The sequence below is a fragment of the Paenibacillus sp. JJ-100 genome, from assembly GCF_948329825.1.
Lineage (GTDB): Bacteria > Bacillota > Bacilli > Paenibacillales > Paenibacillaceae > Paenibacillus.
Genome location: NZ_CAOJCM010000002.1, coordinates 1 through 25,729, shown reverse-complemented (window position 1 = coordinate 25,729; position 25,729 = coordinate 1). Strand labels below are relative to the sequence as shown.

Sequence of the window (25,729 nt, the reverse complement as noted above, 5' to 3'; positions counted from 1 at the left end):
ATTGTTAATTTCAACCTAACCTTTGATTGAACCGATCATTACACCTTTGACAAAGTACTTTTGTAAGAAAGGATATAAAATGAGCAGCGGCAAGCTCGATACAATGATGGCACCATATTTAATAAGCTCCGTCACACGCATCTTGGCTGCGTAAGATTCAACATCCATCATCATGCCGGAATTCACTTGATTCTGTACAAGGATATTGCGCAGCACCAATTGAAGTGGATACTTGCTCTCGTCGTTCATGTAGATCAATGCATCGAAGAAACCGTTCCAGAATCCAACCACATGATATAGCACCATGACGGCAATGATGGATTTTGACAAGGGCAATACGATACTCCAGAAAAATCGGGTGTTGGAACAACCATCAATTGACGCAGCTTCCCAAAGTTCATCAGGGATAGACGATTGGAAAAATGTTCTTACGATGATGACGTTAAACACACTGCCGGCACCAGGAATAACCAGAGCCCAGATGGTGTTCAACATATGGAGATCTTTAATCAATAGATACGTAGGAATAAGTCCACCGCTAAAGAACATGGTAATCATTAAAAACCACATGATTGCGGATTTCCCAGCCAGGTTTTTTCGAGCTAAAGGGTAGGCAGCAAATACAGTTACAGCTACGCCGATTAATGTTCCTAGCCCGGCATACAAAATGGAATTAGCATACCCAATCCAGATTGTTGAGTCACTAAAAATTCGCTCATATCCATCCAATGTAAAACCTTTTGAAAAAAGCCACACATCTCCAGAGTAAATATGATTCGGATCACTGAAAGAGGCAATCAACACAAAGTACAACGGAAATAAAACGAGTAGCATAACCACACTCAACATGAAGAGGTTGATCACATCAAACCAAACATCTCCACGACTTTTTCTTTTTAATAAATGATTCATTGCATACTCTCCTTTACCAAAGGCTGGTTTCCGTCAATCTTTTGGCAATTCGGTTGACGGTGACAATCAGGATAATATTGATGACGGAATTAAACAGCCCGACTGCCGTTGAGAAACTGTATTGTGCCTTCTGAATCCCCATCTCATAAACATAGGTTGGGAGGATATTAGAAGTAGCGTAGTTTAAATCATTTTGCATGAGGAATGCTTTCTCAAAACCGATACTCATTATGTTACCTAAGGCTAATATCAGTAAGATAACAATCGTCGGTAGAATACTTGGAATATCTACATACCAAACTCGTTTCCATTTACTTGCTCCATCCATTATGGCTGCCTCATGCAGTTCTGGATTCACTCCCGCTAGTGCTGCGAGATAAATAATCGTTGAGAACCCAGTCTCCTGCCATATTCCAGACAGAATGTACAATGGACGAAACCAGCCTTCGTCAGCCATGAACAGAACAGGGTCACCTCCAAACCAAGTGATAAGATGGTTAACGATCCCACTGTTTGGCGACAAGAAAACATGAAGCATCCCAACAAGCACGACGGTAGAAATAAAGTGCGGGGCATAAATAACAGTCTGGATAAATTTCTTGTAGCGTTTGCCTAACATCTGATTCAGCATTATTGCGATGATGATCGGGACTGGGAAACCGAATAGGAGCGACAGAAAACTGAGTGTTAACGTATTAGTCATAATTGACCAGAAGTTATAGGAATCAAAGGAATCAAAGAAATCAATGAAATGCTTGAGTCCTACCCATTCACTTCCCCAGATTCCCTGGCTTGGCGAGAAATCTTTAAATGCAATTTGTACACCGTACATTGGGTAGTACTTGAAAACGAGATATATGAGTATAATGGGTAGCAAAAATAGATACAGCTCATAGTCGCGTTTAACCCGAGTCCATAATGGATGTGTAGATTTAAATGTGGGTTTATAGCTTGTAGAGTCTTTTGGATTCACCCGTGTATTCCCCTCTTCGTTGTAGAATTGTAGTCCATTGAAACGTTTCCAAATTAATTGAAACGTTTCCACTTTTGTCTGAAAAAAGCCCCCTTTCAGTTCTTCCGTCCACTCATAGAGAACAGATAGTGTTTATATTTCTTAGATCGTTAGCAAAAATAAAAGCTAACGATCAGTATTCTGCGTTAAGTCGTTTCACCTTGTCTAAATTGTACAGGTAGATGATATACATCCTTTTCGAGCGCCGCACCTTCGAATTTTTGATATAAGAGCCTAATCGTTGTACGTGCCATCTCTTCTACAGGTTGCCTGATGGTCGACAATATGGGATGGAAATAAGGGTGGTCCTGAATTCCATCATATCCAATGACTTTAACATCCTCTGGCACACGAATACCCTGTCTGCTTGCCCTATCGATATAATTAGCAGCTAAAAGATCCGTTATGGCAAAGATACCGTCCACATTATGATGTGTATTGAAAAACTCGTTAAAAAAGCTGTTATCGTCAATAATGGGATCTGGCTTTTCGTATACCACATAGTCAACGTTCATTTTTTTAGCTTCATCAACAAACCCTTTTCTTCGATTCATCGTTTCACTAAAGACAGAAGTAACGCTTCCAATAAAAGCGGGCCTTGTTGCACCTGCTTCAACCAGTTTTCTTAAAGCCATTCGCCCTCCTTCATAATTGTCTGATGTTACACACGTGATCTTCTTATTGAAATGTCTGTCGATACTTACAATTGGAATGGTATTGCTTATACTGCTTTCGATATCGTTATACGTTATACCGACAATACCAGCAACCTTATTTTGTCGTAGCATATCCAGGTAATACAACTCTTTTTCGGGCTTACCGCCGCTATTGCACAGCATAAGTTTAAAGCCTTCTTGATCCAGCTCATCTTCTATGTAATAAGCCATCTCAGAAAAAAAGGGATTCCAGATACTTGGGAGTAATAATGCTACGGTCTTTGATTTCTGCATCTTGAAATTGCGAGCGACTTCATTAGGAAAATAGTTCAGCTCTTGAATAGCTTTCTCAACTTTTCTACGTGTTTCAGGTTTTACTGCTCCCGAATTGTTAATTACACGGGACACGGTACCCACAGCTACGCCAGCTAAACTGGCCACATCTTTAATACTAGACATTTAACCTCCCGCTTAAGCTTTGTTATGAAATATATAATAGCATCATGTTGGAAACGTTTCAATACTTTTTTGAAACGTTTCCAACCGGTCTTATTATAGTTTAAAAAGCCGCGAAATTGCGGCTCAAAAATGGTATTTCCAATTCACAAAGATTGATAACTGGACAAATAATTGTTGAGATGAATTTTTTGGAATCTTATCTGTCCTGTGAATGAACAGAAACAGATAATAATAAATATACTTCTCTTCCTACAGAGAGTTATATTATATTCCTCTCCATTTGTTGCATTAGCTTTCTTAATGTCAGACGTTCTTCCTCAGAAATGGATCGAAGCAATTTCTCTTGTTGCTCCCTCCACTTTTTATCAACTGGTTTTTCTAATTCTTTTCCTTTTTCGGTCAGATAAATACGCATGACTCGCGCATCTTGTACATCACGTTTACGATATATAAATCCGTTATGCTCCAGTGATTTAACCATATTTGTTACTGTTGGAGGCTCACATTTTAAGTGTTCACATAGCTGCATCTGTGTAACCCCGTCACCCATCCACAGACGATACAGCAAATTATCTTGCCCTACATAAAGATTAAGTTCCCTCAGTGATTCACTATAATTACGACGCATTTGGGAGGAAATCCGATCTAAAGACTGGCGAATGTCACAGTCTACTTTATCTGTCATGTAGTATCCCTCTTTTATGCTGATTAATATTTAGTAAACTAAATGTATCACGACGTTATTTTAGTAGTCAATGTACTTTCAAGTCTAAACCACCCTGGTGCTTAAGCCATCATTTTTAGCAAATTTCTCTACTGAGAATTGTACTGTATGTGACCCAAATTTTAAAAAAACGCCAGATAGACATTATTACGTGTCCTCATCTGCCGTTTCTTCTAAATTAGTATCAGAGTCGTTGATTTAGGAATTATATATTTCTCTATTTAGGTTGACGATTTCGTTATGCGAATATTCACCAGAAGCCGTGATCAGCTTTTCCATAACTTTGTCCCGCAGAAATGGGGCTTGTTCTTTATTTGCCTTTTGAAGTGCTTCAGTTAATTCCTCTTTGGTTAGTTCTGTGCAATATGCTGGTGTTCCTGGCTGCTGTCTCCATGAATCATTTAAATTACCACTATCGACCGTATCGAAACCTAATTCGCTGACTATGCTCATAATTGTTTGCTTTTGCTGAAGATCTTCACCGGCAATAGCTGCGGCAATGCGACGACTGCTACCTTCCGGTGTACCCTCATGTTCTAAAGTATAGGCTAACAAATTGTTAAAAGCTTTGATAATTGATCTGCCTAATTGTTTTGTAACCCAGACACTTTCAACCATCCCATTCTCGATCTCATCGATTTTCACTCCCATTTGAGGATAATAATTGGAAGTGTCGACGATAATAACTTCATCCGCCGTTTTTCCAACTATACTACGAATATTAGGTAGTGCATGAAGAGGAATAGATATGATGAGAACATCAATATTTAAAACTACATCTTCTACCTTGACAGGCGTTGCGATAAGTGGTTTCCCTTCCAATCGCTCCATACCACGAGCATCTGCAATTTTCACATCATGGTTATTATTTACTAACTTTTTTGAAATTGATAACGCAATAGGTCCTGCGCCAATTATTCCGAATCTCATTATTTCTTCACTCCTATTCGATATTCTATTCTGTGATTCATGTTTAACTTAAACATGTAAATTTAATGCACAGCTCTTAATGTATGAACTCATGATTTAAGAACCAAAATAGTATCATAATATTCTGAAAAGAACGAAGTGCAGCTATGAGGTTTTCAAAGTTACTTTTTAGCAAATCCTTGCTTGTTCAAATAGTCCAACATTTGAGGTAAGATACTTCTTTGTAGATGATCCTGAATGTGATCACTCCATCCTGTTACTTTTTTCACTGTGAAAGGAGCTCTTATCGGACGATTTTCATAGTACTTCAACATGGTTTTGTCATACATAGCCAATTTATCTTGATCGAGTTCCTGGTACTGATTTTCAAGTAATACCATAGATTGAGGCAAACGAGGTTTCAGTTCAGGTTTATTCCCCGTGGGACTACCTATACATAATCCAACCAAAGGAATCACATACTTCGGTAAGTCCAACAAGTCTGATAATTCTTCAATGTTAGCTCTAACCCCACCAATGAAAACACCGCCTAGTCCCATAGATTCAGCCGCAGTTAATGCATTTTGTGCCATGAGCCCGGCATCAAATGAACCAATCAGGAGGAATTCAATATATTCGATATCTACATCCGGAGCAATTTGATGGTTTCGGTTAAAATCGGCACAGAAAATCCAAAATTCTGCCGCTTCTTCAATATAAGGTTGGTCAACACAAAGCTTTCTCACCTTTTTTCTCAGAGTCGGATCAGTGATACGAATAATGGATACGGCCTGTAGAAGACTGAACGATGAAGTTTGACTGGCGGCCTTAAAGATCGCATCGACTTGTTCCTCAGCCAGAGGTTGCGAGGTGTACGAACGAAATGATGTGTGATTATGAAGCAACTCCAGTGTATGATTCACTAAAATCTCTCCTTTATTGGTTTATTCTAATTCCCTCATCCCATATTCGTATGGAACATCCATATTCTCTCGAAGGGTTTTTCCTTCGTATTCGGTATGAAACAAACCGCGTTCCTGTAAGATTGGTACAACCTGCTCTACAAAATCCGCAACGCCATCAAAAGCTATATCGGGGACGACAGAGAAACCGTCACACGCTTCAGCCAAAAACCATTCTTCCAAAAAATCAGCAACTTGCATGGGTGTTCCTGCAACGACGGGATGATAATTAATGACCCCATGGGCAAGAACATCGCGAACGGATAGCCCTTGTAGCAATAAATTCAAGGCTTTTGGTGAACGTGGATCCATTGGCTGGGCATATGCATTTTTCAACAAGTCAGCAGGTAAAGGCTTATCAATATCTATCGAGTTTACCGACAAGGGTAAACCGATCATTGAACCCAGATAACTAACCCGACTCGGAATTTCTTGAGGATTAAAGCTCATAAGCTGTTTTCGACGGTTCAAGGCTTCTTCTTCGGTTGATGCCAGCGAAAACATAAAACCAGCAAACATTTTGATATCATCAGGTTTTCGGCCGAAACGAACGGCACTTTGTCGAATCGCTTGTCTTTGTTCACGCGCAGATTCAATATCATATGGATTCGCGTACACGCCAGAAGCATATCTCCCAGCTAATTCTAATCCCTCACCCCCTCCTCCCGCTTGGAAAATAACAGGTTGGCCTTGTTCAGAAGGGGGAATTGGCAAAGGACCACGAGATGCATAATATTGACCTTGAAGGTTTATTGGCTTGATTTTGTCCATATCAGCGAATTTTCCTCCTTCTACATCAAGTGTCCAAGCATCGGATTCCCAACTTCCCCACAAAGCCTGAACAATTTGTATGCTTTCGTGTGCTTTGTCATACCGTTCTTCACGGTTGGCAACTTTTGCACCAAAATTTGCAGCTGCTGAAGGGTCAGATGTAGTAACCGCATTCCAGCCTACACGTCCTTGACTAATTACATCCAGTGCTTTGAACTGACGCGCAATGTTGTATGGATAGTTGAATGTCGTGGAGAGTGTAGCAACAAGTCCAATGTGTTTCGTTTCTCGGGCTACTGCCATTAGTGCCAACATCGGATCCATTGGGAACATAGGCGTTTGAGGGCCTAAGTTCACAGTTAATGAAGGAGTATCGGCAATGAAAATCATTTGAAACTTCCCTTGTTCGGCTATTTTCGCCCGTTCGACATAACTATCTATATTTGTATAAGCTGCTGGGTCAGTGCCAGGCACTCTCCAAGCGCTGAATTCACCTCCGTATCCTGAAACCATCTGTAGAGCCAATTGCATCTTCTTCTTTGTTTGCATATCTTTCTTTCCCTTCATTTCATATAAACAATTAGTAGATTTGCAATACAATTAGTTAGTAGTTTAGCTTGCTAACCATGACATTAAAAAATATAATGATTACTTAGCATGCTAAATATATAACTAATAAATTCTTTTAAATTAATATCTACTGGGTTTGTTTTGGTGGTTGTTGATCCAATCATAAGTGCAGTCGTTAGGTTTGCAAAGAGGGCAATTTAAATGAACATAGTACATTTTTCTGTACCTATAAAATAGGAGTGATATCAATGAGGGTTTGTAATGAGGGATTTGAACAAGAGTTCATAGATGAAAATAGTGATATGTATGCGATAGCCTTTACACAGAATGTTCTTTCTGGACGCTGGAAGTATTTTATATTATGGTATCTAAAATATGAAACACGTCGTTATTCGGACATTAAAAAATTTCTTGGAGATCTCTCTCAAGGCTCGCTTACCAAGCAACTTAAGGAATTAGAGAATGATGGCGTTATTCAACGTGATGTTTATCCGGAAGTACCTCCGCGAGTCGAGTACTCGTTGACAGAAAAGGGAATGAAGTTACTCCCAATCCTTGAAAAGATGGAGAACTTCGGTAAAGAATTCGGTGGACAAAGGATTACATAAAGTAATAAAAATGGAGCAACTACTACTAAGGTCACTGCTTCGTGAATTATGTGATCAATGTTTAGATGTACATCTAATCGGCAAACGGACTATGTTCTTGTCCATTTCGGTAATCGGTACAAGTTCTTGTCCTTGGCTCGGTACAAGTTCTTGTCCTTGGCTCGGGACAAGAACTTGTACCGATAAAATAAAAAAGCCGCTAATATAGCGACTTTAATGGGAACATGTTCTTGTCCCTCGACAATTTTGGATTCCATTTCCGCTTAAACCGAATGCAGCTTGGGCAGTTTCCGCTGTTAGAGAATTAAAAGTGTTTAAAGGCACTAAAAAAAAATTAACAATATAACATTTTCACTTACTTCTCTTAGGCTTGGCATTTATTTACCTGCATTTTTTTATTTCGGACATTATTATGTTCATTTGAATCTGTTATATGCAGTCCACATAAAATCAAATTTTGTCATGAGGTCCGTCAGCAATCCGTCTCCAATAGTCACTCCCGCCCGACGTTTCAGCATCTTGAAACACCTTGCTCCAGTTCCGCAAACTCAACCCGATACCGTCCGTTCTGCTTCTCCTGATACAGTTCCTTGTCTACTGCTGCAAACAGTTGGGTCAAGTACCCTTCCGGATTATACGGTACATCATCACATTCGAAATCCTCAATAGACAGGACCCCAATACTGATGGTAATGGACACCTGTCCAACCTCATGATTTACCACCTAATGGTGCGGCTTTATCATTCCATGTGATGACTTATACACAAATTGATCGACCCTCCATCATTCTCGCAGAAGAAAATTCATTCATTCCCTGGATACACCTGTGTACACACAGGCGCTTAGGGCAATCATCGATGCCACCAATGGCAGCAGGTACGCGGAGTTGATCGAGATTCGGGCGTATGCGGAGGCACACTGACACACAAGAGCTGAACGCAAAAAGCATCGGAATAACCCCCTGGGATTTCTCATGAATTCTAGGGGGCACACCAGAGATTTTAAAAGGTTATTTCAGCTTAAATGATCTGTATATAAAAAATCCAATTGATCCAAACAAAACTATAATAAATAGTACAATGGGTAACCAAGCCTGATGAGTATCAGCCCCTTTTTGACTGGAAAAATCAAGGATCATCCAAGTGGTATACATGAGAAATATGGTTATTTCAGCTTTCATTATATTAACCATGAACCGAGCATTTTTATATTGTCTTTCTGCATTGTCTACATTTAAATTGAGGTAATTATAGGTATGTGGATATTTTTCAAGAATCGATAATCCAATCCATAAGATAAGGGCGATTAGTAAAGGGATCCACACGATCCATTTTCCTCCCCATCCATCGGGTTCTCCTTTCATATTAAAATGTATCGGTATCTCATACGGTAAAGTCATCCATTGATGCGTGAAGAATAACGTAAAGATAATAAACAACATACAGGTTGTGACGTCTAAAACTCTTTCTACTCCAGTTTTCTTGATTACCAACTTTGGGCGATCTTTGATTAACATTTATGTTCACTTCTCCTTTCCTAATCTTTTGCGAACCGAGAGAATGAACCGCGTGTCATGTTCTAAAGGGACTCCGTTCATGAACGCGATCTGCAAGCAAAAAACAGGTTGTCTTTTTTAACTAAAAGGTAGCCTGTTTGAACGTTATACCGACGGAGTCATAACATGTGGAGTTATTGCTCAGGATGATCAGGATAGGTTTCTTGAAGAAACCGGATGGACTGCACGATTAGCGCTTTCAAAACATCGACATGAATATCCGCTACCTTGTTGATGTATACGCAGGCTTTCCCTGTCGTATGTTTTCCAAAGTCTTTTAGCAGATCCTCTCGCTCGCTATCACCTGTGGCAAAATATAAACTGATCTTAGCCTTCCGAGGCGAGAAGCCCACTAGTGGTGCAACCCCTTCGTGACCTGATTCATATTTGTAATGGTATGCACCGAATCCGATAATACTCGGTCCCCACATCTTCGCTTCATAACCTGATGTCTCTGTGAAGATATCCAATAATTGATACGCGTCTTCACGTTTCTTGGGCTGCTCGATCTGTTCAATAAATTCAATGACGCTTTGGTCTGTTACGGTTGTTTTTAGTTTATACACTGAAGAAATCACTCCTTAGTTATGTCCAGTCATCAAAATGGTTTTCAAGAAATATAAGCTCTCTTTCTCATAATGCGCCAGATGACCTTCTTCTACCATTAAGGCAATCCGGTGTTTTCGAACAGATCCATGTGCCTGGCTAGCGTATGGCATAACACCCTTCTCGTCCATCTTTGGTGAGAAATCTGCGAGAGGAACGGATGTATACAAGGCATAGGCGATATCCCATAGACGTGAACCCGGACCCGCCATATCGAAATCAATAATTCCTTGCGGCCGACCACCCTTGTACACCATATTATAACGTGCAGAATCGTTGTGATATACAACTTCATCTTCTTTACACTATCCTGCTGCCCGAAAGCTTAATGAAACAAATAAAGATTTTTAACGACATTGGCACTAAGTTCTTAATCGTTTCAACGATGATGTTCTTGTCCATTAGGGCAATGGAACCAAGTTCTTGTCCTTGGACAATAAGTTTTTTTATGTTTAGGTGAAATTCGCCAAGAGAATAAACCAAGATAATCAAGCCAAATGATAAGCCCGTAAGCTATAAAACTGTTTTAGCTTTAGGGCTTATTTCAATGTGCTAGCATTCTTAGAAAGGAAAGTAAATGGAAATCAGTGTACCCTTAGCCTTACGATTCACCCAGACGACTCCGTTGTGCCTTTCAACCGAGCCTTTCACGATGGAAAGTCCCAATCCGGCCCCCCCGTCATTGCGGCGCGCTCGGTCTCCGCGTACAAACGGATCGAAAACCGTTTCCAGTAAGTCTGCCGATATCCCTGGACCATCATCCCCTACGGTCAGAAGCAAACCTTCCGTTCTTTCTTCCAAGGTAAGCGAGGCATGAGCTCCATGAGTATTGTACTTCAACGCATTCGCGAGCAAATTATGAATAATTCTTCTTATTAAGCCTTCATGAAAATGAAATATGACCGGCTTATCAGGTATCGTAACATCCAAATGAATGCCTTTCCGCTCAAAGGAGTCATACAGATCGGCCGCTTCCGTACGGCAGATCTCCGCGAGATCACCTCTCACACGTTCAAAAGAGAACGAGGCATTTTCGAGCTTGGGCAGCTCCAACAGGTCATTAACGAGAGAACCAATAAAAAGGGCTTTCCGGTGAATGTGCTCCGCATATTTTTTGCGCTGAAGATCGTCCTGTTCCAGTCCTAAACGTAAGACCTCCGCATATCCCTGAATGGTGGTAACGGGTGTCTTCAAGTCGTGCGAAATGTCCATAAACATACGTGTACGGTCACTTTCCAGCCGCCGCTTGTCCTCGTGCGCTTTCTTCAGCCTGGTTGTCATCCGGTTGAAATTCAGCTGAATTTCCATCAGTTCCCTATTGGCCTTGATTTGAAGGTGCTCCCCTTGTTCCTCATCTGAAAATTCCGCCAGTCTATTCGAGACCGCTTGGAGTGGGAAGGTTATCTTTCTGGCGGTAATCCAGCTGTATAACCAGAGAATGAGAGAAAACGCTGCAGCAAACACTACCAATCCAGTCACAATAAGTTTGACAAAATACGCGGTCTGTTCCTGATCTGTTCTGACCATTTTGCTTTGCTTTATGATCATTCCCCCGGGTATGGCCACTAGCAAATGATACTTTGCTCCCGTTTTCGTTAATTGAGGTGCAATGGAGTAATAACCTGAATCGGGAGATTCATAGAACAGACTTAGCAGTTCTTTTTCCGTATAACTTTTTGGATATTCTGCATCTGTGCGTCCCCGATAAAAAACAACACGGTTATTTTCATCCAGAACCTGCACATAACCACCAAAAGACGCTACAGTTTCATAGGGAATGTCCTCCCATTGCTCTCGAACCAAATTGTCCGCCTCCACCAAAGGCAAAGTTCGGTTCATGTATTCATCCCGGACACCGTACATAGCGCCATACACCAGATAACAGATAAAAGCAAAAATGATGGTAAACCAGACATAATTGATCATTAGGCTCGAATGCATGCTGCGTGTTTTCATTCGCCGCTCTCCTGGCGGACCAATTTGTATCCCAATCCCTTAATGGTCCGAAGATAGCGTGGATGCTTGGGATCATCCTCAAGCTTGTCCCTAAGTCTGCTGATCTGTACCATAACGGTATTGCTATCCTCAAGGTAAGGCTCGTTCCATACCGCTTCATAGATTTGTTTCTTGGTATAGATTCGTCCCGGAGCATTCATGAACAGGTTTAACAGCTTATATTCCAGCGGCCCGAGCACAATGCTCTGATTCTCTCGGTACAGCATGCAGGACTCATGATCCAACTGTAATGAACCGCATATACTTCGCGCAGGCTTTATTTCAACAACCGGTTGAGCGCCAAGGAGGTCATAATATCTCCGCAGCTGTGCTTGGATACGCGCCATGACTTCAATCGGACTGAAAGGCTTCGCTATAAAATCATCCGCGCCAAGTCCAAGTCCTGTAACTTTGTCTACATCCCCGGTTTTGGCCGAAACGATGATGACTGGCAGCCTCAGCTTCTCGCGAATACGGCTAATTAACTGATAGCCATCCATTCCAGGCATCATAATATCGATTAGTGCAAGGTCTATATGTTCCCGCTGAAGGAGGACCCAGGCGTCTTCCCCATTGCCGGCTTCCCTCACAGCATAATTCTCCTTTTCAAGGAAAATCCTCAGCAGTTCCACAATCTCTTCTTCGTCGTCTACGATCAAGATCGTGCGTGTCATGTTTAGGTTTGGGTTATGATTCATTTCTGTCTTACCTCCAAGCTAGCAATTTCTCCTATCAATACTGTACATGCTTATAATTGGTTGCGATTTTCTACAATTCATTTGTAAGGATTATGTAAGATTGGCTACAGGATCTATACAGTTACATGTAGTAATCTTTAAATTATACTACATGCTTTAGGAGGCTTTATGCGAAATATTGAAATGCTACTTCTCATTGTGAATACGATTCTGCTCTTCGTTTGTGCATTCCTTCGTCTCCCCAAAAGAGCCCTGCTGCAAACGACTGGTGCCGGAATTTTATTGTTATGTTCAGGAATTCAGATCCTTCTTGAAGGCTACCGCTGGCAAAATATTCTCCTGTACGGATCGGCTCTCATTATCGGTTTAATGGCTTTACAGTCGTATAGAGCTGGAAGATCAGATCAATCGATCCTAAAAACCTCTGTCTCTAAGACTAAAACGCGGTTGAAACAAGCTGTGGTCATTCTGCTCCTGGCAGTCTATACCGGCATTGCAGCCCTCTTGCCAATCATCTTGCCGGTATTTTCCTTCTCAGAACCAACTGGCTCCTTTCCAGTAGGAACGACAACGCTCTTCATGGAAGACGTAACGAGAAGCGAACCAGCAACAGACAACCCCGGTGATCACCGGAAGCTCATGGTTCAGATATGGTACCCTGCTGAAAGTGCTTCGGAGGCACCAAATGCAAATTATATTGAGAATGTGCCTGTTCTATTATCTGGTCTTCGGGAAGCCGTGTCTATGCCGCCTTTTTTACTTTCTCAACTTCGCTATGTAAAAACACATGCTTATACAGATGCCAAAATATCATCTGCGCAGGAACGCTTTCCGCTGCTGTTATTTTCTCCAGGACTAACCGGTTTTCGTAACCAAAACACATTTCAGGTGGAGGAACTGGCCAGCCAGGGATACATCGTGGTCGGCATTGATCATCCTTACGATGCGACAGCCGTTATATATCCTGATCAATCAACGGCTCTGCTCAAATTGGAAGATTTATCGGGCTTTGAAGATTATAAAGCGAAGATCCGCTATTGGGTTGATGACACCAAATTTGTTCTCGATCATATCGAGGCCATGTCCTCGTCAGCACAGTCTGGGACTCTCTCGGGAAAAGTGGATATGAAGCGAATCGGGGTGTTCGGCCATTCATTCGGTGGTGCAACAGCAGCCCAGATGCTGATGAAGGATTCTCGAATCCAAGCGGCTCTGAATATGGACGGAGTCCTTTACGGCGAGCCCGTTCCCGAGCATGGCTTCGATAAACCGTATTTGCAGATGAATGCAGCTCAAAGCATCGACAACGAATGGTTTGCGCAATCTCTGGATCAAGCCGTTGAAGATTCCGATCATGACCGGGACCATTATGAGCGATTTTGGGCCGAGTCCCAGGAAAGACGGAAAAAAGCAGGTATAGGAAAAGATTCTTACCTTGGCGTTTTTGACCATGCCAACCATATGAGTTTCACGGACTTTTATCTATTCTCCCCATTACTGTCGCCGAGAGGTGCCGAGCCAAAGCTTGTACAGAAAAGTATTAACGAATTGTCGACGGCCTTCTTTGATAAATACCTGAAAGGAAAACAGGAAATCAACATGGAAACTATCGTACGGGATCTGAGCAATGTTACTTTGCAAAATCCTTAATTTGAAGGAGAGTTCTGGAATTACGAAACAACGATCTGTTAATCCGTATGGCGCCTTTTGTTTATACAACAGGCCCACAATTCTGCCCGAGGGATTAATTGAAGGGCGGCTGTCTTCTTCAGTCCTCCACCATGGAGCATGAGGATAGTCGCTGGCATTTTTAAAAACGAATGGCATACCTCCACCTGCTAAAGTAATGCTTTGTATATATTTTGCGACCCTTTGACAGCATGCGGATCGAAATAATCGATTTCTTCCATGATAGTCAAAGCCATTTCCGTGGATACAGGTTGACTTTGGGGGCAACGAATGTCAGGTTCAAGTGCATTCCGAAACCACCGTCTAGATTTTGGTAAGCACGAAGAATGTTGACAATCTCAGTATTTGATCCCTTCGAAGTGATACTTGAAGCGTTTGCGATCCAACAACCGCGCATTTTTGTACAAAAAATCTTTTGCGCGACTAAGAAGCTTCGCCTTTTCCACCATATTACCTCCCACTTATTGATCAATCAGTTGGTATTAAATGAAATAGAGAAGTGATCTATAGGGATTAGAAAACAGAAAATAACGATACTAATAATCTAGCTTTCGTTGTTTACTGTTTTCAACTCATTACTAAAGGAACTCCAAATCCTCGTTGAAAAGCAATCGATTATTAATGTATGGTCAATTTTGATTACTCTAATAAGAAAAATAGGTAGCGATAATCGTTCAGCTACCTATTTTTTTGCTTTGAGATTGTTTAGACAACTCAAAATAAATGATTATTTATTCTACTTTCTGCTTCTTTTGTCATTATTCTATTAGCTATTTGGAACAAGTTGACCGTCCAGGATACGTCTCGCCGTCGACTCATCCGTTATAAGCATATTAATGTACTTGCCGTGTAAGGAAGCCAGTATACACTCAATTTTGTGCAGGCCAAAGGCCATCCCGACGACCGTCTTTGCCTTTTTCAACTGCTCGAGTCCAAGTCCAATGACTTTGCGGTTAATAGAATGATTCGCGATGGATCCGTCTCGTGTGATAAACACGGAGTTAATATCTGCAACCGCATTCATCGCTTTAAGTTCAGATAACGATTGCTCATTGAGGTATCCTGAACGTTCCATGGTGGACATCGAAAATGGATTGCCGATGCCGACCAGTGCTAAATCGATTTGTTCCGCCTCTTGCAGAACCGCTGCAATGTTAGCCATGCCCACAATCTGTTTACGTAGTTCTTCGGTCTCTACCACAGCAGGGGCATATAAACTCTCGCATGAGACTCCCATTTTCTTGGATAGCTCATATGCAATCTGATTGGAGTGCATTTCGTTGCGATAATTCCCCGTTCCACCGACCAGCGGAATGATTTTGACGTTTTCCTTTTTCTCTAACGGAAATTCTCTAACCATCTGATACAACGTGTTACCCCAGGAAACACCTACACGATCCCCGTTTTTGATCAAGCGTTGCACAAATTGAGCAGCCGCTCTTCCAACTGCACTTGACACTAATTCCTTGTTTAAATCTTTGGTCGGAACCACCAGAACTTGCTTCAAATGAAAAGCTTGCTCAAGCTCTTTTTCCAGATTTGAAATTTCACGATCATCATCATGAATCACAATTTCAATGATGCCTTCGTCCTTAGCCCGCTGCAGCATTTTGGAGATGACCGGCCTGGATACGCCCAGTTTCTCCGCAATCTTCTCTTGAGTCCACGATTCGTAATAATACATCTTACATACCCTGACTAAATTTTTTCGCTCTTCTATATTCACATACAAGTCCGCCTTTTTCTTTATAGTGCGTACACATGACCCAATATAAAATGGCGCCACGCTCGAGTCAAGCGAGGAATATCTTTCCAAATCGTTTTTACATAAGTTTGACATTCATTTGACATCCGAGTAATAAAGCATCCTTACAATGAGAACTGTTCAGAACATTTGTAACAACACAGAACATTTGTAATTGACTGCAGATCAAGACCAGACCGAGGTGCAAACGATGAATGTAAAGATTCTAGGTTATTGGGGAGGCTACCCCGCAGCAGGCGGGGCAACAGCTGGATATCTGGTAACCACCGACGAGGGACAAATTTTACTGGATTGTGGCAGCGGCGTGATGAGTAAGCTCCCTTCCGAAACCAGGGTAGAAGCTTTATCCGGCGTGATTCTGTCTCACTTGCATTATGATCACATGGCAGACCTAGGCGTTCTTCAATATGCGGCAGCAGGCGCCATTCGCAATGGTCGTATGAAAGAGAAACTAAAACTCTACGCCCCAGATGAACCTGCCGACATGTTGCACGCCTTATACAGTGAACATACCAACGTGATTCCGATTGACCCTTCCACTAAAGTTCGGCTTGCAGGAGCGGACATCGAATTCGTGCATGTGGAACATACAATTACTTGTTATGCAATCAAGATTTCTTACAAAGGTAAGGTGCTGGTGTATTCAGGGGATACCTCCTATTGTGATGCCTTGATCGAGCTTGCACGTGATGCAGACATTTTCCTTTGCGAAGCAACAATCTGCGAGGGAAGCGTGCACACCACTGGCAAAGGTCACATGAATGCGATGCAAGCAGGTATGATTGCTGGACAAGCCAATGTGAAACAGCTGGTACTCGTGCATCTGCCCGGAGACGGTAATTTGGAGTTCATGCGAGATCAAGCAAGTCGGACCTTCCACGGACCGGTGGACATCCCTGAGCCACTGCGCATGTATACCCTATGATACATAGAACAGGAAGGAATGGTTGAGTTGCATAGATTGCTTGCTCTTGATTTGGATGGAACCATGTTAAATCCGAATAAAGTCATTACGTCAGAAACGCGAAGCTCCATCCAGCAATTAATGGCAAATGAAGTAGCTGTCACCATCGCATCCGGGCGGTTTCCCGCTTCGGTGTGGCTTCATGCGAAGGAAATCCCATTGAATTCTACCCTGATCGCGCTGAATGGTGCCGTGACCGTTGATGCAAAAACAGGACAAATGATTGAAGGTTTCCCGCTGGAGACAACATCGCTTTTATACATGCTTGATGCGATTGAGGAAGAAGGCGCCTATGTTCATTTCTATGGCTACAACGTTCTATATGTACGGCACATCAATGATACGAATCGGAACTGGGCATTGAATAATGTTGTTGTGCGACCAGAACTGCCATGGACGGAAGATCATTATAAAGAACAAACCGAGCTGATCCAGTTGGTTGAAGTCGGTCACGATTTCAGAACGTTCGTAAACAGCATCCCTAGCATGATCTACAAAGCAGCCGTCATTTGCACAGACCTTGTCGCCCGCGAACGGATCTATAAGCGGCTTGAAGCATCGGGGTTGTTCCAATGCACTAAAACAGGCAACTTGCGATTTGACGTAAACGCGGTCGGAATCAGCAAGCGCGATGCACTTGAGCGTCTGTGCCGCGAGCAAGGTATCGATCGACAAGAGGTCGCTGTAGCAGGTGATTATGACAATGATCTGGACATGCTGCAATGGGCTGGATTGGGTATTGCAATGGGCAATGCTGAGCCCCATGTCAAAGCGATCGCAAACGTCATTACAGGTACGAACGAACAGGATGGCGTCGCTATGGCGATTCGCAATTACCTGCTTAAATAGTCATTTCAATCGCCTTGGTTGCACTTCATAAAATCAACTTAAATATAAGAGGCCATAAGTGGCTTATAAAGGAGAGATCTTTCGTGATTCCATTCAAAAAGTCGTTACTACTGCCCGTTCTTGCAGGCATGATCATTTTTAGCGGTTGCTCTACACAAGGACAGGGCGCTTCAGAAACGAACAATGTCAACGCCGGATCAAATACGGTATCAGGGAAGTTGTCCTTCTATACCTCTCAGCCAGAAGAGGACGCCACAAAGCTGATCTCCGCTTTTAACGATCAATATCCGGATGTCGATGTCAGCGTCTTCCGCTCCGGGACAGAAGAAGTCACCGCTAAAATTCAAGCCGAACGCCAGGCTGGTAAAACACAAGCTGACGTCTTGCTACTTGCCGACGCGGTAACCTTTGAAAATCTGAAGCAAGAAGACCTTCTGCTCTCATATAAATCTCAAGAATTAAGCAAAATCCCCGCCGATCTTGTCGATCCTGACGGCATGTATGCGGGAACCAAGGTCATGGCTACTGTACTCGCGACCAACACGCAAAAAGTGGCCTCCCCGCCGACGTCGTGGAATGTACTGACTGCAGCAGATAGTAAAGACGCATCGATTATGCCAAGCCCACTCTATTCCGGTGCAGCGGCGTACAACATTGGCGTATTCAGCCGCACAGATGGATTTGGTTGGGATTTTCTGCAGCAAACCAAGGATAATGGTATTTCCGTTATCAAGGGAAACGGCGCTGTTATGAAAGCTGTAGCCAGTGGTGAAAAATCATACGGTGTTGTTGTGGATTACCTCGTAGCACGAGAAAAGGCCAAAGGCTCCCCGGTTGAGTTGACCTATCCAGAAGAAGGCGTGCCGATCATCACTGAGCCGGTTGGAATCATGAAAGATGCCGCTAATGTACCCGCTGCCAAAGCCTTTGTGGACTTCCTCTTATCGGAAGAAGGACAACAATTGTCGGCTGAGATTGGTTATTCCCCGATCCGGGAAGGTATCTCTCCTCCTGAAGGACTCAAAAGCGTCTCCGAAATGAAGATTTTATCTGGTGACCCCGTTAAACTTTCTGCTGATCGTGAAGCGGACAAGCAACAATTCATTCAAGTATTCGGCGAGTAATGATTGGAGCTGTTAGATATGGAAAAGCTGTTAGATATGGAAAAATCGAAGACGAACACGATCTCGTGGAAAGCAGCACGAAAAGGGCGTAAGCCCTTTTCCGCCTGGCTTGGACAGCTTCGCTGGAGTCGCTTGGGTGCTCTGCTGGGCGGGGCTGCTGTACTTGTCTTTTTTGTCTATCCCATCTTGAAATTGATTTTGCTTAGTTTTCAGGGAGAACACGGTTGGACGCTGGCTCATTACGGCGAGATGCTGCAGCAAGAGCGCTTTTGGTCGACTATCCGCAATACCTTTTATATTGTAGCGGGATCTACCCTGTTCGCACTTGTTCTTGGCATAGTGCTGGCTTGGGTCGTTGCCTATACGGATATTCGGAATAAATCGGCATTACATATGGGCATCATGCTTTGTTTCATTCTGCCTTCTTATGTACTGACTTTGTCCTGGTCTTCTTTTACTGGATCCCAAGGCTGGCTTGCCGGTTTACTTCAATGGATCCACCCAGATCTGGCCCCGTGGAGCATGTACAGCTTAGGCGGCATTATTTTCGTCATGGGCATTCACCATTTTCCACTCGTTTACATGTTCACGCTGGATGTACTGCGGAAGATTCCGCGCGACTTGGAGTGGGCCGCCAGAGCGAGTGGGGCTAGTAGAGTCGAAGTGTTTCGTAAAATTACGCTGCCGCTTGCCCTTCCGGGTTTGACCGCTGGGGGTTTATTGGTTTTTCTGGCTTCGCTCGACAACTTCGGCATTCCGGCGTTTCTGGGCACACCTGTCAATATATCGGTGCTCAGCACGCTGATTTACGAGGAAATTATCGGATTCGGACCATCCGCCTTTGCCCGTGGTGCCTCTCTCTCCGTTCTACTTGGAGCAATCGCCATAGTGGGCAGTTTGCTGCAATGGGTTTCTTTGCGCAAAAGCCACGCTTCGGATACGATGCAACCCGACCTTACACCGAGATACGCTTTGGGACGCATACGCAAACCGCTGACGTGGGTCATTTGGACAGGCTTGCTATTAATCACCGTCGTTCCTCTTTCATCGATGATTTCAATGTCTTTGAAAAGAGCTTATGGATTAGGCCTAACCCGTGCCAATTTGACGTTGGATAATTATCGGTACATCCTTTTTGAGAACGAGCGTGTATGGCAATCCATCCAAAACAGCTTAGTGCTGTCCCTGGTTACGATGCTGGTTTGCCTGGTCATCGGCTCAGGATTCGCTTATGTGAGGGTTCGCAGGCCAAATTCATTCAACAAAATGGCTGAACTTGCTACTGCCGTTCCCTATACGTTGCCAGGTATTGTCTTTGCTCTCTCCATCATCTTAGTTTGGATGGAACCGATCCCCGGTTGGAATCCAGGTATCTACGGCTCCATGTCAATCTTGTTTATTGCGTACATTTGCCGGTTCTTGATTTTGCAGATTCGCTCTAGTGTTACGTCGTTCATGCAGCTCGATTCCTCCATGGAAGAGGCTGCTCGGATTTCTGGTGCTGGGTTTTGGCGCAAATGGAGCGCTGTCTTACTACCATTGCTGTTGCCGAGCATGTTGACTGGAGGCATGCTGGTATTTTTGACCGCGCTGACCGAACTTACCGTGTCCGCCCTACTGTATTCCTCCGGCTCTCAAACCATTGGAGTAACAATCTTCAGTTTTGAACAGGCAGGGGACACCCTGTATTCTACCGCATTGTCCAGTCTGATCGTTGCACTCATGGCAGTAGGAGGCGTCCTTCTTTTGCTCGTTCAGCGCTGGGCCTCGCGCAAGGGAGTGAAAAAATCATGAGCATTCACATTAAACAGGTAAGCAAATCCTTCGGCAGCTTTCAAGCGCTGCATACCATTGATTTAACGATTGAGGATGGTGAATTCGTGGCGATCCTCGGACCATCAGGCTGCGGAAAAACAACTCTACTACGAATCCTCGCCGGATTCGAACAGCCCACTAGCGGCGAAGTATCGATGGACGGAAGGGTTGTAGCCGGGGCAGGTACACTGCTTCCTCCAGAAAAACGTCGGATCGGCATGGTCTTTCAATCTTTCGCACTCTGGCCCCACATGAATGTAGCTGAACACGTGCGCTTCCCGATTCGAACGCATAAGTCCACCCCGCCACATATCAAAAAAAATGAGCAGTCCCGTATCCAGGAAGTTCTGAACATGTCCGGCTTGTCGCATTTGGCGGATCGGATGCCCCATGAATTATCTGGAGGACAAAAACAAAGGGTCGCGATTGCGCGGGCTATTGCACCTGAACCGTCACTACTTCTAATGGATGAACCACTTAGTAGCTTGGATGCCATGCTGCGCATGGATATGAGACGGGAAATTCAGCAAGTCCATCGCAATACAAGATCCGCTATCGTTTATGTAACGCATGATCAAGCTGAGGCCCTTGCTATGGCTGACCGCATCATTGTCATGAAAGATGGTCGGATTGAGCAGGCTGGTACACCGCAAGATATCTACTTAAAGCCTCAGACCGAGTTTGTAGCGAAATTTGTATCGAAATCCAACTTAGTCTCTGGTCACTGGGAAGCGAACCGATTTAAGCCGAAAGGTAGCGAAAATGTGTCTTGGTCCGGGGTCAACGTTGCCGACTTTTTCAAGCTGAACGGTATCTATCCCGTCAGACCTGATCAGTTTCAATTGCAACCAGATCTACAACCAGGCCTCGGGGGTAAAATCGTGAATGTACAGTTCCAAGGGAAAGAGTTCCATTATGACATTCAAGGCGATGCCGGTCGGTGGGAGGTCATCTCCCCGCTGCCCTTCTCTATCAACGAGCAAGTCAGCCTGAACATATCATCCTTGGGCAGCGAAGGAGCGTGAGCCGTTGACTTCTACAAACAAACTCGTACTCTTTGATGTTGATGGCACATTACTAGATCGCTACAATCGGATTCCAGCTTCTGCAAAAGAAGCCGTTATGGCTCTAAAAACTGCCGGGCATACAGTTGCCTTGGCCTCCGGGCGTTCTCCTTTTATGCTCAAGCAGGTAAGGCAGGAACTGCAGCTCGATTCGTATGTCAGCTTTAACGGTCAATACGTCGTTGATCAAGGAACTGTGATTCATAGCAATCCGATTCACTCAGACGCCGTGGACCAACTATCCGCCTTTGCAGCCACACAAGAACATGCTCTAGTGTTCCTGGATCATGCACAGATGAGCTGCAGCCAATATTATCACCCTTATGTAGAGCTTTGTCTGAATTCACTTGGTGTGACACACCCTAACCACCATGCTTCATTTTGTGAAGGCCGGGCGATCTATCAAACTATGTTATTTTGTACTCCTGAGGAGGAAACATCATATCGTGAACAATTTGATGGGCTGCATTTTGTACGGTGGCACCCTCTCTCGATGGATGTTCTGCCAGCTGGTGGTTCCAAAGCAGAAGGTGTGACTCGACTAGCTGCTCGGTTGGGATTTGAACCGGAAGACATTTATGCATTCGGCGACAACTATAACGATATGGAGATGTTTCAATACGCAGGTTGTAGTATTGCTATGGGTAATGCTCCCGAAGCTTTACGACGGTTGGCCTCCCACGTAACATTAAGTGCAGATCAGGATGGCATTTGGCATGGCTTAAAATGGACAGGGCTTATTTAAGAATTAATAAAGCGAGAGACAAAAAACCTTCTGGATCAACTATCCAGAAGGTTTTGGTTTTAGGGTTTGATTCTCAGCTTGGAAAAGTATTTAACTGATAGAAGTAAATCCACCATCTCCGCCACCAATTCCTCCCTCATCTCCCTCGTTATTGCCGCCGTATCCAATTACACTTAATATCTTTTACTTTCAAATCATTTCTTAACCGAGTTAGGTGCACCTAACTTTCAAAAATGAAAAATCTGTTTTTCAATATTTTATTGAACAATGATTTGCAGTAAAGAATAATTATCCATAATTTATAATCCCTTGTTCAACTAAACTGCCCGTTAGCTTAATGAATTGAAGGGTACGATGCCGATTAGATACACGCCTAATCGGCAAAAGGAACAAGTTCTTGTCCTAGGCTTTGGACAAGAACTTGTACCGATAAAATAAAAAAGCCGCTATAATAGCGACTTCAATGGGACCATGTTCTGTCCCTAGACAAATTTCCTTTCTTAGCCATGAAAAAACCCAACTTCGTTTGGCAAGATTAAGTCCATCCTAACAGATGTCTTTTTTCTCTTGTCTACATAAAGGGAATAATACCAATTTGGCGGCTTTTTAACCGTATATGATTCTTTGGTTGAATTTTAATACAATCATCCAATATTATTCTTCTTCATAAACAACGACGGTTTTACTTTCTTCTTCCCATTGCACGGTTGCATCCAATGCCTCACTTATGAAACGTACGGGTACATAAGTACTGCCTTTTGTAATAGTGGCTGGCGCATCCAAAGAGACGTTTTTGCCATTAACTGTTGCAGTCTTACTGTCAACCACAAGTTTAATCCTTACCCCATCCTTCGTGACAATGATGGAGCGTTCTTCGGGATTCCATGCCACTTCGGCTTTCAAAGACTCAGCTATGGCGCGAAAAGGAACAAACGTATTACCTTTTTTGACAAAAGGTTCGGAGTTAGAAGCTTCCCCGTTCACATATAGCTTCACCCCATTCTTTTTACCCGCCTTTTCATTGAGTTTTCCCATGGTTTTGTACAGGTCCAGGTTTTTAAAATTGGCTTTAATGGCCTCTTCCTGCAAATACACCGCGTCAGTCACACTTCCGTTTTTTTCGAGCATTTCTGCTGCAGTTTCCAACGCCCTGTCCTTTTCAAGGATGGCTTCAAGTTCTTTGATTTGTTCATCCGTCAGCTCAGTCGCATATTTTGTAAGCAAAATATCTGCTAGTACAGCACCTGCCGGTTTATCTTTCACATTTTGAATAGCATTTAGCAAACCTTTGTATCCTTTGGAGCCTTTTTTCTTGGGTTCGGTTGGATCCGTTGTATTGTTGGTTGTATTCTCTGTCTCCGATGTTGAGGGATCCTTAACTTTGTCTTCTCCAGTGCTGACCGTGTTAGCAGACTCGACTTTCTCGGTCTGTTTCTCCTCAATTTGAGTTTCTTTGTCTTTGGGTGCTTTTGACGATACCTTTTTACCTGATTGTCCGGCTGGCGTGTTTCCCGGTTTGGCTGAGGTTGTGCCTGCGGCGGTACCAAGCATTAGCGCCAAACTGGTTAGCAAGATGACTGTTTTTTTCATTGACGATTCCTCCTGAAGTAAAAAAATATATGCTCCTTCATTATCGGCAGAGTAAATACTTTCTGATAGGAATTTTACGAATTTGGGATATGTTCTTGTTCCTCAACATTGCTACTATGTTTTTTCAAAGCCTAGCTGAGGATAATATCCATAGCAGTCGGTGCAGAGAGTAACAATGAAGCTACTTCTTCTCCTAAATGTTTCCGCAAACATTCAACAAGCTCTTCTTCAATGCTGTTCTCTGATATTATGTTCTGCTCATTGGTTTAGCAAAGACAGCTGATCCATTGATCGACAAATATTTTGCATAAGATGGGAGATCATAAAAGTGGAAGACAGCGATGAAGGAATCGTTATCAGCTAAAAGTAAAGTAATCAAAAATGAGGAGGAATTATGTTGAACAAACAAAGAGCGATTGAAATTTCGGAATCGACCATTATGAAAAATGTAACTTATCAGGATGCACCGATCTTTATCCAGCATGTTAATGAGGATGAAACTGCTCGAATCTATCCGATCGGAAACTCGGAGCAGGAAATGACAGTACCTTTGTCCAGTTTAACTGAGCATCCCTAGTTTGTAAGCTCGCTTCATTACAGACCTGTTTCAAAGTGGCAACAAATCAAACGCCGTATCTCATGTCGAGATACGGCGTTTGATTTTTAGTGTGGAAGATTACCAGGGTTTTGTGGCTGAACCGGTGCAGGAGCGTAACCATTTTGCATTTGCTGCATGTCTTGCTGGGTAAGCTGCGGCACTTGGTAAAAGCCATTTTTATTTTGATAAATCGAGATCTCATAAGCCATCTCAATACAGTTTGGTAAGGAGTCTGCAAGTACGCGGCGTACAACCGGATTCGTTGTTTCCAATGCTGCTGTTGTTTTCATTACAGCCCCTGATTTTACTGAATTTAGCATACTAAGGGAGATGGATTGATCACATATCTCACTTGCAGCTTGAATTGGCTTTGTCGGTTGACTTGGTCTCATCCCATAAGTAAAATCATTACCCTGTTTCATTTTATAGCTCTGGGTCCGTTTTGAGGGATCTTGTCCGGTTTTGAAACTTTCCAATGTAATGTTATATTCATCAGCCATAAATTGCTTCTGACGCTGTAAGATATCCCGAAGTTCTGGATCTTGTACGTGCTCACTCAGCATGGTGTACGTGTTCATTGTATTGATACTTCCTGCCAATACTTCATGGACATCAAACATCTCATGCCCGCCATGGTTCAATTGGGGTGGAACAATGCCTGTCTCAATGTTTTGATGGTTTTGCTGCTGCATTTCGTATGTCCTCCTATGTGTTGTTTCCTGCAAATAATGATTCCCTACATTCGCAGTCAGTGGTTATTATTCATATCATGGACTCAATATATTCAGAATAATTTTTATAGATCACCTGTGCAGATTCTTCGTCCGACTCTTGTATTCGAATGGTGGCAAAATCATTTGAAGGGCAAGATGAAGATTAGATACACGCCTAATCGGCAAAAGGAGTCCAATACGGTTATCGGTACAAGTTCTTGTCCTTAGCTCGGGACAAGAACTTGTACCGATAAAATCAGGACCACCCGTCCAACGGGTGGTTTGCTCTTGGGGTATAACCCCCTGTTGCCAAACTGCGCCTAAAGACGCTAGCCTGACAGCAGGGCTGTTCAGGCTCAGTGTTATTTGTCTCTT

Annotated in this window: 26 protein-coding genes; 9 read left to right on the top strand and 17 right to left on the bottom strand. The window is 43.2% G+C overall.

Annotation, left to right across the window (positions count from 1 at the left end):
- Positions 1-15: 15 nt before the first annotated feature.
- The 7 genes from PQG66_RS06760 to PQG66_RS06730 form a co-directional block, all read right to left on the bottom strand.
- Positions 16-912 carry a carbohydrate ABC transporter permease gene (locus tag PQG66_RS06760; protein WP_272036604.1) on the bottom strand — a complete coding sequence of 299 codons (897 nt, stop codon included), beginning with the start codon at positions 910-912 and terminating at the stop codon, positions 16-18.
- Positions 913-925: 13 nt separating this feature from the next.
- Positions 926-1,885, bottom strand: coding sequence for an ABC transporter permease (locus tag PQG66_RS06755; protein ID WP_272038094.1), 960 nt, complete (start codon positions 1,883-1,885; stop codon positions 926-928).
- A gap of 185 nt (positions 1,886-2,070) precedes the next feature.
- On the bottom strand, positions 2,071-3,039 hold the full coding sequence (locus PQG66_RS06750; RefSeq protein ID WP_272036602.1) for a LacI family DNA-binding transcriptional regulator: 969 nt from the start codon (positions 3,037-3,039) through the stop codon (positions 2,071-2,073).
- A 259-nt stretch (positions 3,040-3,298) separates the two neighbouring features.
- Positions 3,299-3,724 carry a MarR family winged helix-turn-helix transcriptional regulator gene (locus tag PQG66_RS06745; protein WP_272036599.1) on the bottom strand — a complete coding sequence of 142 codons (426 nt, stop codon included), beginning with the start codon at positions 3,722-3,724 and terminating at the stop codon, positions 3,299-3,301.
- 237 nt (positions 3,725-3,961) lie between these two features.
- On the bottom strand, positions 3,962-4,693 hold the full coding sequence (locus tag PQG66_RS06740) for an NADPH-dependent F420 reductase (protein WP_272036597.1): 732 nt from the start codon (positions 4,691-4,693) through the stop codon (positions 3,962-3,964).
- 161 nt (positions 4,694-4,854) lie between these two features.
- The gene (gene nfsA / locus PQG66_RS06735; RefSeq protein ID WP_272036595.1) at positions 4,855-5,595 is read right to left on the bottom strand and encodes an oxygen-insensitive NADPH nitroreductase; all 741 of its coding nucleotides are present in this window, start codon (positions 5,593-5,595) and stop codon (positions 4,855-4,857) included.
- A gap of 21 nt (positions 5,596-5,616) precedes the next feature.
- Positions 5,617-6,954 carry an NtaA/DmoA family FMN-dependent monooxygenase gene (locus PQG66_RS06730; RefSeq protein ID WP_272036593.1) on the bottom strand — a complete coding sequence of 446 codons (1,338 nt, stop codon included), beginning with the start codon at positions 6,952-6,954 and terminating at the stop codon, positions 5,617-5,619.
- A gap of 269 nt (positions 6,955-7,223) precedes the next feature.
- Between PQG66_RS06730 and PQG66_RS06725 the strand changes: the two genes are divergently transcribed.
- Positions 7,224-7,583: a winged helix-turn-helix transcriptional regulator gene (locus PQG66_RS06725; RefSeq protein WP_272036591.1), complete on the top strand. Its 360-nt coding sequence runs from the start codon at positions 7,224-7,226 to the stop codon at positions 7,581-7,583.
- Between the two features lie 89 nt (positions 7,584-7,672).
- On the opposite strand, the gene PQG66_RS06720 is transcribed toward PQG66_RS06725, so the two are convergent.
- The 7 genes from PQG66_RS06720 to PQG66_RS06690 all read right to left on the bottom strand — a co-directional run bounded on the left by PQG66_RS06720 (position 7,673) and on the right by PQG66_RS06690 (position 12,414).
- Positions 7,673-7,840 carry a hypothetical protein gene (locus PQG66_RS06720; protein WP_272036589.1) on the bottom strand — a complete coding sequence of 56 codons (168 nt, stop codon included), beginning with the start codon at positions 7,838-7,840 and terminating at the stop codon, positions 7,673-7,675.
- A 254-nt stretch (positions 7,841-8,094) separates the two neighbouring features.
- Complete coding sequence (locus tag PQG66_RS06715) at positions 8,095-8,307, bottom strand: hypothetical protein (RefSeq protein WP_272036587.1); 213 nt, start codon at positions 8,305-8,307, stop codon at positions 8,095-8,097.
- A 286-nt stretch (positions 8,308-8,593) separates the two neighbouring features.
- Positions 8,594-9,100 carry a DUF1648 domain-containing protein gene (locus tag PQG66_RS06710; protein ID WP_272036585.1) on the bottom strand — a complete coding sequence of 169 codons (507 nt, stop codon included), beginning with the start codon at positions 9,098-9,100 and terminating at the stop codon, positions 8,594-8,596.
- A gap of 173 nt (positions 9,101-9,273) precedes the next feature.
- Positions 9,274-9,705 carry a DUF1801 domain-containing protein gene (locus PQG66_RS06705; protein ID WP_272036583.1) on the bottom strand — a complete coding sequence of 144 codons (432 nt, stop codon included), beginning with the start codon at positions 9,703-9,705 and terminating at the stop codon, positions 9,274-9,276.
- Between the two features lie 15 nt (positions 9,706-9,720).
- Complete coding sequence (locus PQG66_RS06700) at positions 9,721-10,002, bottom strand: phosphotransferase (RefSeq protein ID WP_272036581.1); 282 nt, start codon at positions 10,000-10,002, stop codon at positions 9,721-9,723.
- Positions 10,003-10,306: 304 nt separating this feature from the next.
- A complete protein-coding gene (locus PQG66_RS06695) occupies positions 10,307-11,701 on the bottom strand; it encodes a sensor histidine kinase (protein ID WP_272036580.1) in 1,395 nt (464 codons plus the stop codon).
- The gene (locus PQG66_RS06690; protein WP_272036579.1) at positions 11,698-12,414 is read right to left on the bottom strand and encodes a response regulator transcription factor; all 717 of its coding nucleotides are present in this window, start codon (positions 12,412-12,414) and stop codon (positions 11,698-11,700) included. Before PQG66_RS06690 ends, PQG66_RS06695 begins: the two co-directional genes overlap by 4 nt.
- Before the next feature lie 192 nt (positions 12,415-12,606).
- On the opposite strand from PQG66_RS06690, the gene PQG66_RS06685 reads away from it, so the two are divergent.
- Positions 12,607-14,088 carry an alpha/beta hydrolase family protein gene (locus tag PQG66_RS06685; protein WP_272036577.1) on the top strand — a complete coding sequence of 494 codons (1,482 nt, stop codon included), beginning with the start codon at positions 12,607-12,609 and terminating at the stop codon, positions 14,086-14,088.
- 805 nt (positions 14,089-14,893) lie between these two features.
- Here PQG66_RS06685 and PQG66_RS06680 read toward each other — a convergent pair.
- The gene (locus tag PQG66_RS06680) at positions 14,894-15,811 is read right to left on the bottom strand and encodes a sugar-binding transcriptional regulator (protein WP_272036574.1); all 918 of its coding nucleotides are present in this window, start codon (positions 15,809-15,811) and stop codon (positions 14,894-14,896) included.
- Between the two features lie 271 nt (positions 15,812-16,082).
- On the opposite strand from PQG66_RS06680, the gene PQG66_RS06675 reads away from it, so the two are divergent.
- The 6 genes from PQG66_RS06675 (at position 16,083) to PQG66_RS06650 (ending at position 22,453) form a co-directional block, all read left to right on the top strand.
- A complete protein-coding gene (locus tag PQG66_RS06675) occupies positions 16,083-16,817 on the top strand; it encodes an MBL fold metallo-hydrolase (RefSeq protein ID WP_272036572.1) in 735 nt (244 codons plus the stop codon).
- Between the two features lie 18 nt (positions 16,818-16,835).
- A complete protein-coding gene (locus tag PQG66_RS06670; protein ID WP_272036570.1) occupies positions 16,836-17,705 on the top strand; it encodes a Cof-type HAD-IIB family hydrolase in 870 nt (289 codons plus the stop codon).
- 83 nt (positions 17,706-17,788) lie between these two features.
- Positions 17,789-18,829: an ABC transporter substrate-binding protein gene (locus PQG66_RS06665; RefSeq protein ID WP_272036568.1), complete on the top strand. Its 1,041-nt coding sequence runs from the start codon at positions 17,789-17,791 to the stop codon at positions 18,827-18,829.
- Positions 18,830-18,847: 18 nt separating this feature from the next.
- On the top strand, positions 18,848-20,623 hold the full coding sequence (locus tag PQG66_RS06660) for an ABC transporter permease (RefSeq protein WP_272036566.1): 1,776 nt from the start codon (positions 18,848-18,850) through the stop codon (positions 20,621-20,623).
- On the top strand, positions 20,620-21,669 hold the full coding sequence (locus PQG66_RS06655; RefSeq protein WP_272036564.1) for an ABC transporter ATP-binding protein: 1,050 nt from the start codon (positions 20,620-20,622) through the stop codon (positions 21,667-21,669). The genes PQG66_RS06660 and PQG66_RS06655 overlap by 4 nt, the downstream gene beginning before the upstream one ends.
- Before the next feature lie 4 nt (positions 21,670-21,673).
- The gene (locus PQG66_RS06650; protein ID WP_272036562.1) at positions 21,674-22,453 is read left to right on the top strand and encodes a Cof-type HAD-IIB family hydrolase; all 780 of its coding nucleotides are present in this window, start codon (positions 21,674-21,676) and stop codon (positions 22,451-22,453) included.
- A 654-nt stretch (positions 22,454-23,107) separates the two neighbouring features.
- Here PQG66_RS06650 and PQG66_RS06645 read toward each other — a convergent pair.
- Positions 23,108-24,043 (bottom strand): copper amine oxidase N-terminal domain-containing protein, encoded by a 936-nt coding sequence (locus PQG66_RS06645; RefSeq protein WP_272036559.1) that lies wholly within the window; start codon positions 24,041-24,043, stop codon positions 23,108-23,110.
- A 397-nt stretch (positions 24,044-24,440) separates the two neighbouring features.
- Here PQG66_RS06645 and PQG66_RS06640 point away from each other — a divergent pair, with 397 nt between their 5' ends.
- A complete protein-coding gene (locus tag PQG66_RS06640) occupies positions 24,441-24,620 on the top strand; it encodes an H-type small acid-soluble spore protein (protein ID WP_272038093.1) in 180 nt (59 codons plus the stop codon).
- 86 nt (positions 24,621-24,706) lie between these two features.
- Here PQG66_RS06640 and PQG66_RS06635 read toward each other — a convergent pair whose 3' ends face one another.
- Positions 24,707-25,333, bottom strand: a complete 627-nt coding sequence (locus tag PQG66_RS06635; RefSeq protein WP_272036557.1) for a spore coat protein — start codon at positions 25,331-25,333, stop codon at positions 24,707-24,709.
- Between the last annotated feature and the right edge of the window lie 396 nt (positions 25,334-25,729).

Bases quoted from the DNA above. Each gene is read 5' to 3' on its own strand.
- PQG66_RS06760 (WP_272036604.1), bottom strand. From the start codon at position 912: ATGAATCATTTATTAAAAAGAAAAAGTCGTGGAGATGTTTGGTTTGAT.
- PQG66_RS06750 (WP_272036602.1), bottom strand. From the start codon at position 3,039: ATGTCTAGTATTAAAGATGTGGCCAGTTTAGCTGGCGTAGCTGTGGGT.
- PQG66_RS06745 (WP_272036599.1), bottom strand. From the start codon at position 3,724: ATGACAGATAAAGTAGACTGTGACATTCGCCAGTCTTTAGATCGGATT.
- PQG66_RS06740 (WP_272036597.1), bottom strand. From the start codon at position 4,693: ATGAGATTCGGAATAATTGGCGCAGGACCTATTGCGTTATCAATTTCA.
- PQG66_RS06730 (WP_272036593.1), bottom strand. From the start codon at position 6,954: ATGCAAACAAAGAAGAAGATGCAATTGGCTCTACAGATGGTTTCAGGA.
- PQG66_RS06725 (WP_272036591.1), top strand. From the start codon at position 7,224: ATGAGGGTTTGTAATGAGGGATTTGAACAAGAGTTCATAGATGAAAAT.
- PQG66_RS06720 (WP_272036589.1), bottom strand. From the start codon at position 7,840: ATGGAATCCAAAATTGTCGAGGGACAAGAACATGTTCCCATTAAAGTC.
- PQG66_RS06710 (WP_272036585.1), bottom strand. From the start codon at position 9,100: ATGTTAATCAAAGATCGCCCAAAGTTGGTAATCAAGAAAACTGGAGTA.
- PQG66_RS06700 (WP_272036581.1), bottom strand. From the start codon at position 10,002: ATGGTGTACAAGGGTGGTCGGCCGCAAGGAATTATTGATTTCGATATG.
- PQG66_RS06695 (WP_272036580.1), bottom strand. From the start codon at position 11,701: ATGAAAACACGCAGCATGCATTCGAGCCTAATGATCAATTATGTCTGG.
- PQG66_RS06690 (WP_272036579.1), bottom strand. From the start codon at position 12,414: ATGACACGCACGATCTTGATCGTAGACGACGAAGAAGAGATTGTGGAA.
- PQG66_RS06685 (WP_272036577.1), top strand. From the start codon at position 12,607: ATGCGAAATATTGAAATGCTACTTCTCATTGTGAATACGATTCTGCTC.
- PQG66_RS06680 (WP_272036574.1), bottom strand. From the start codon at position 15,811: ATGTATTATTACGAATCGTGGACTCAAGAGAAGATTGCGGAGAAACTG.
- PQG66_RS06675 (WP_272036572.1), top strand. From the start codon at position 16,083: ATGAATGTAAAGATTCTAGGTTATTGGGGAGGCTACCCCGCAGCAGGC.
- PQG66_RS06670 (WP_272036570.1), top strand. From the start codon at position 16,836: ATGGTTGAGTTGCATAGATTGCTTGCTCTTGATTTGGATGGAACCATG.
- PQG66_RS06660 (WP_272036566.1), top strand. From the start codon at position 18,848: ATGGAAAAGCTGTTAGATATGGAAAAATCGAAGACGAACACGATCTCG.
- PQG66_RS06655 (WP_272036564.1), top strand. From the start codon at position 20,620: ATGAGCATTCACATTAAACAGGTAAGCAAATCCTTCGGCAGCTTTCAA.
- PQG66_RS06645 (WP_272036559.1), bottom strand. From the start codon at position 24,043: ATGAAAAAAACAGTCATCTTGCTAACCAGTTTGGCGCTAATGCTTGGT.
- PQG66_RS06635 (WP_272036557.1), bottom strand. From the start codon at position 25,333: ATGCAGCAGCAAAACCATCAAAACATTGAGACAGGCATTGTTCCACCC.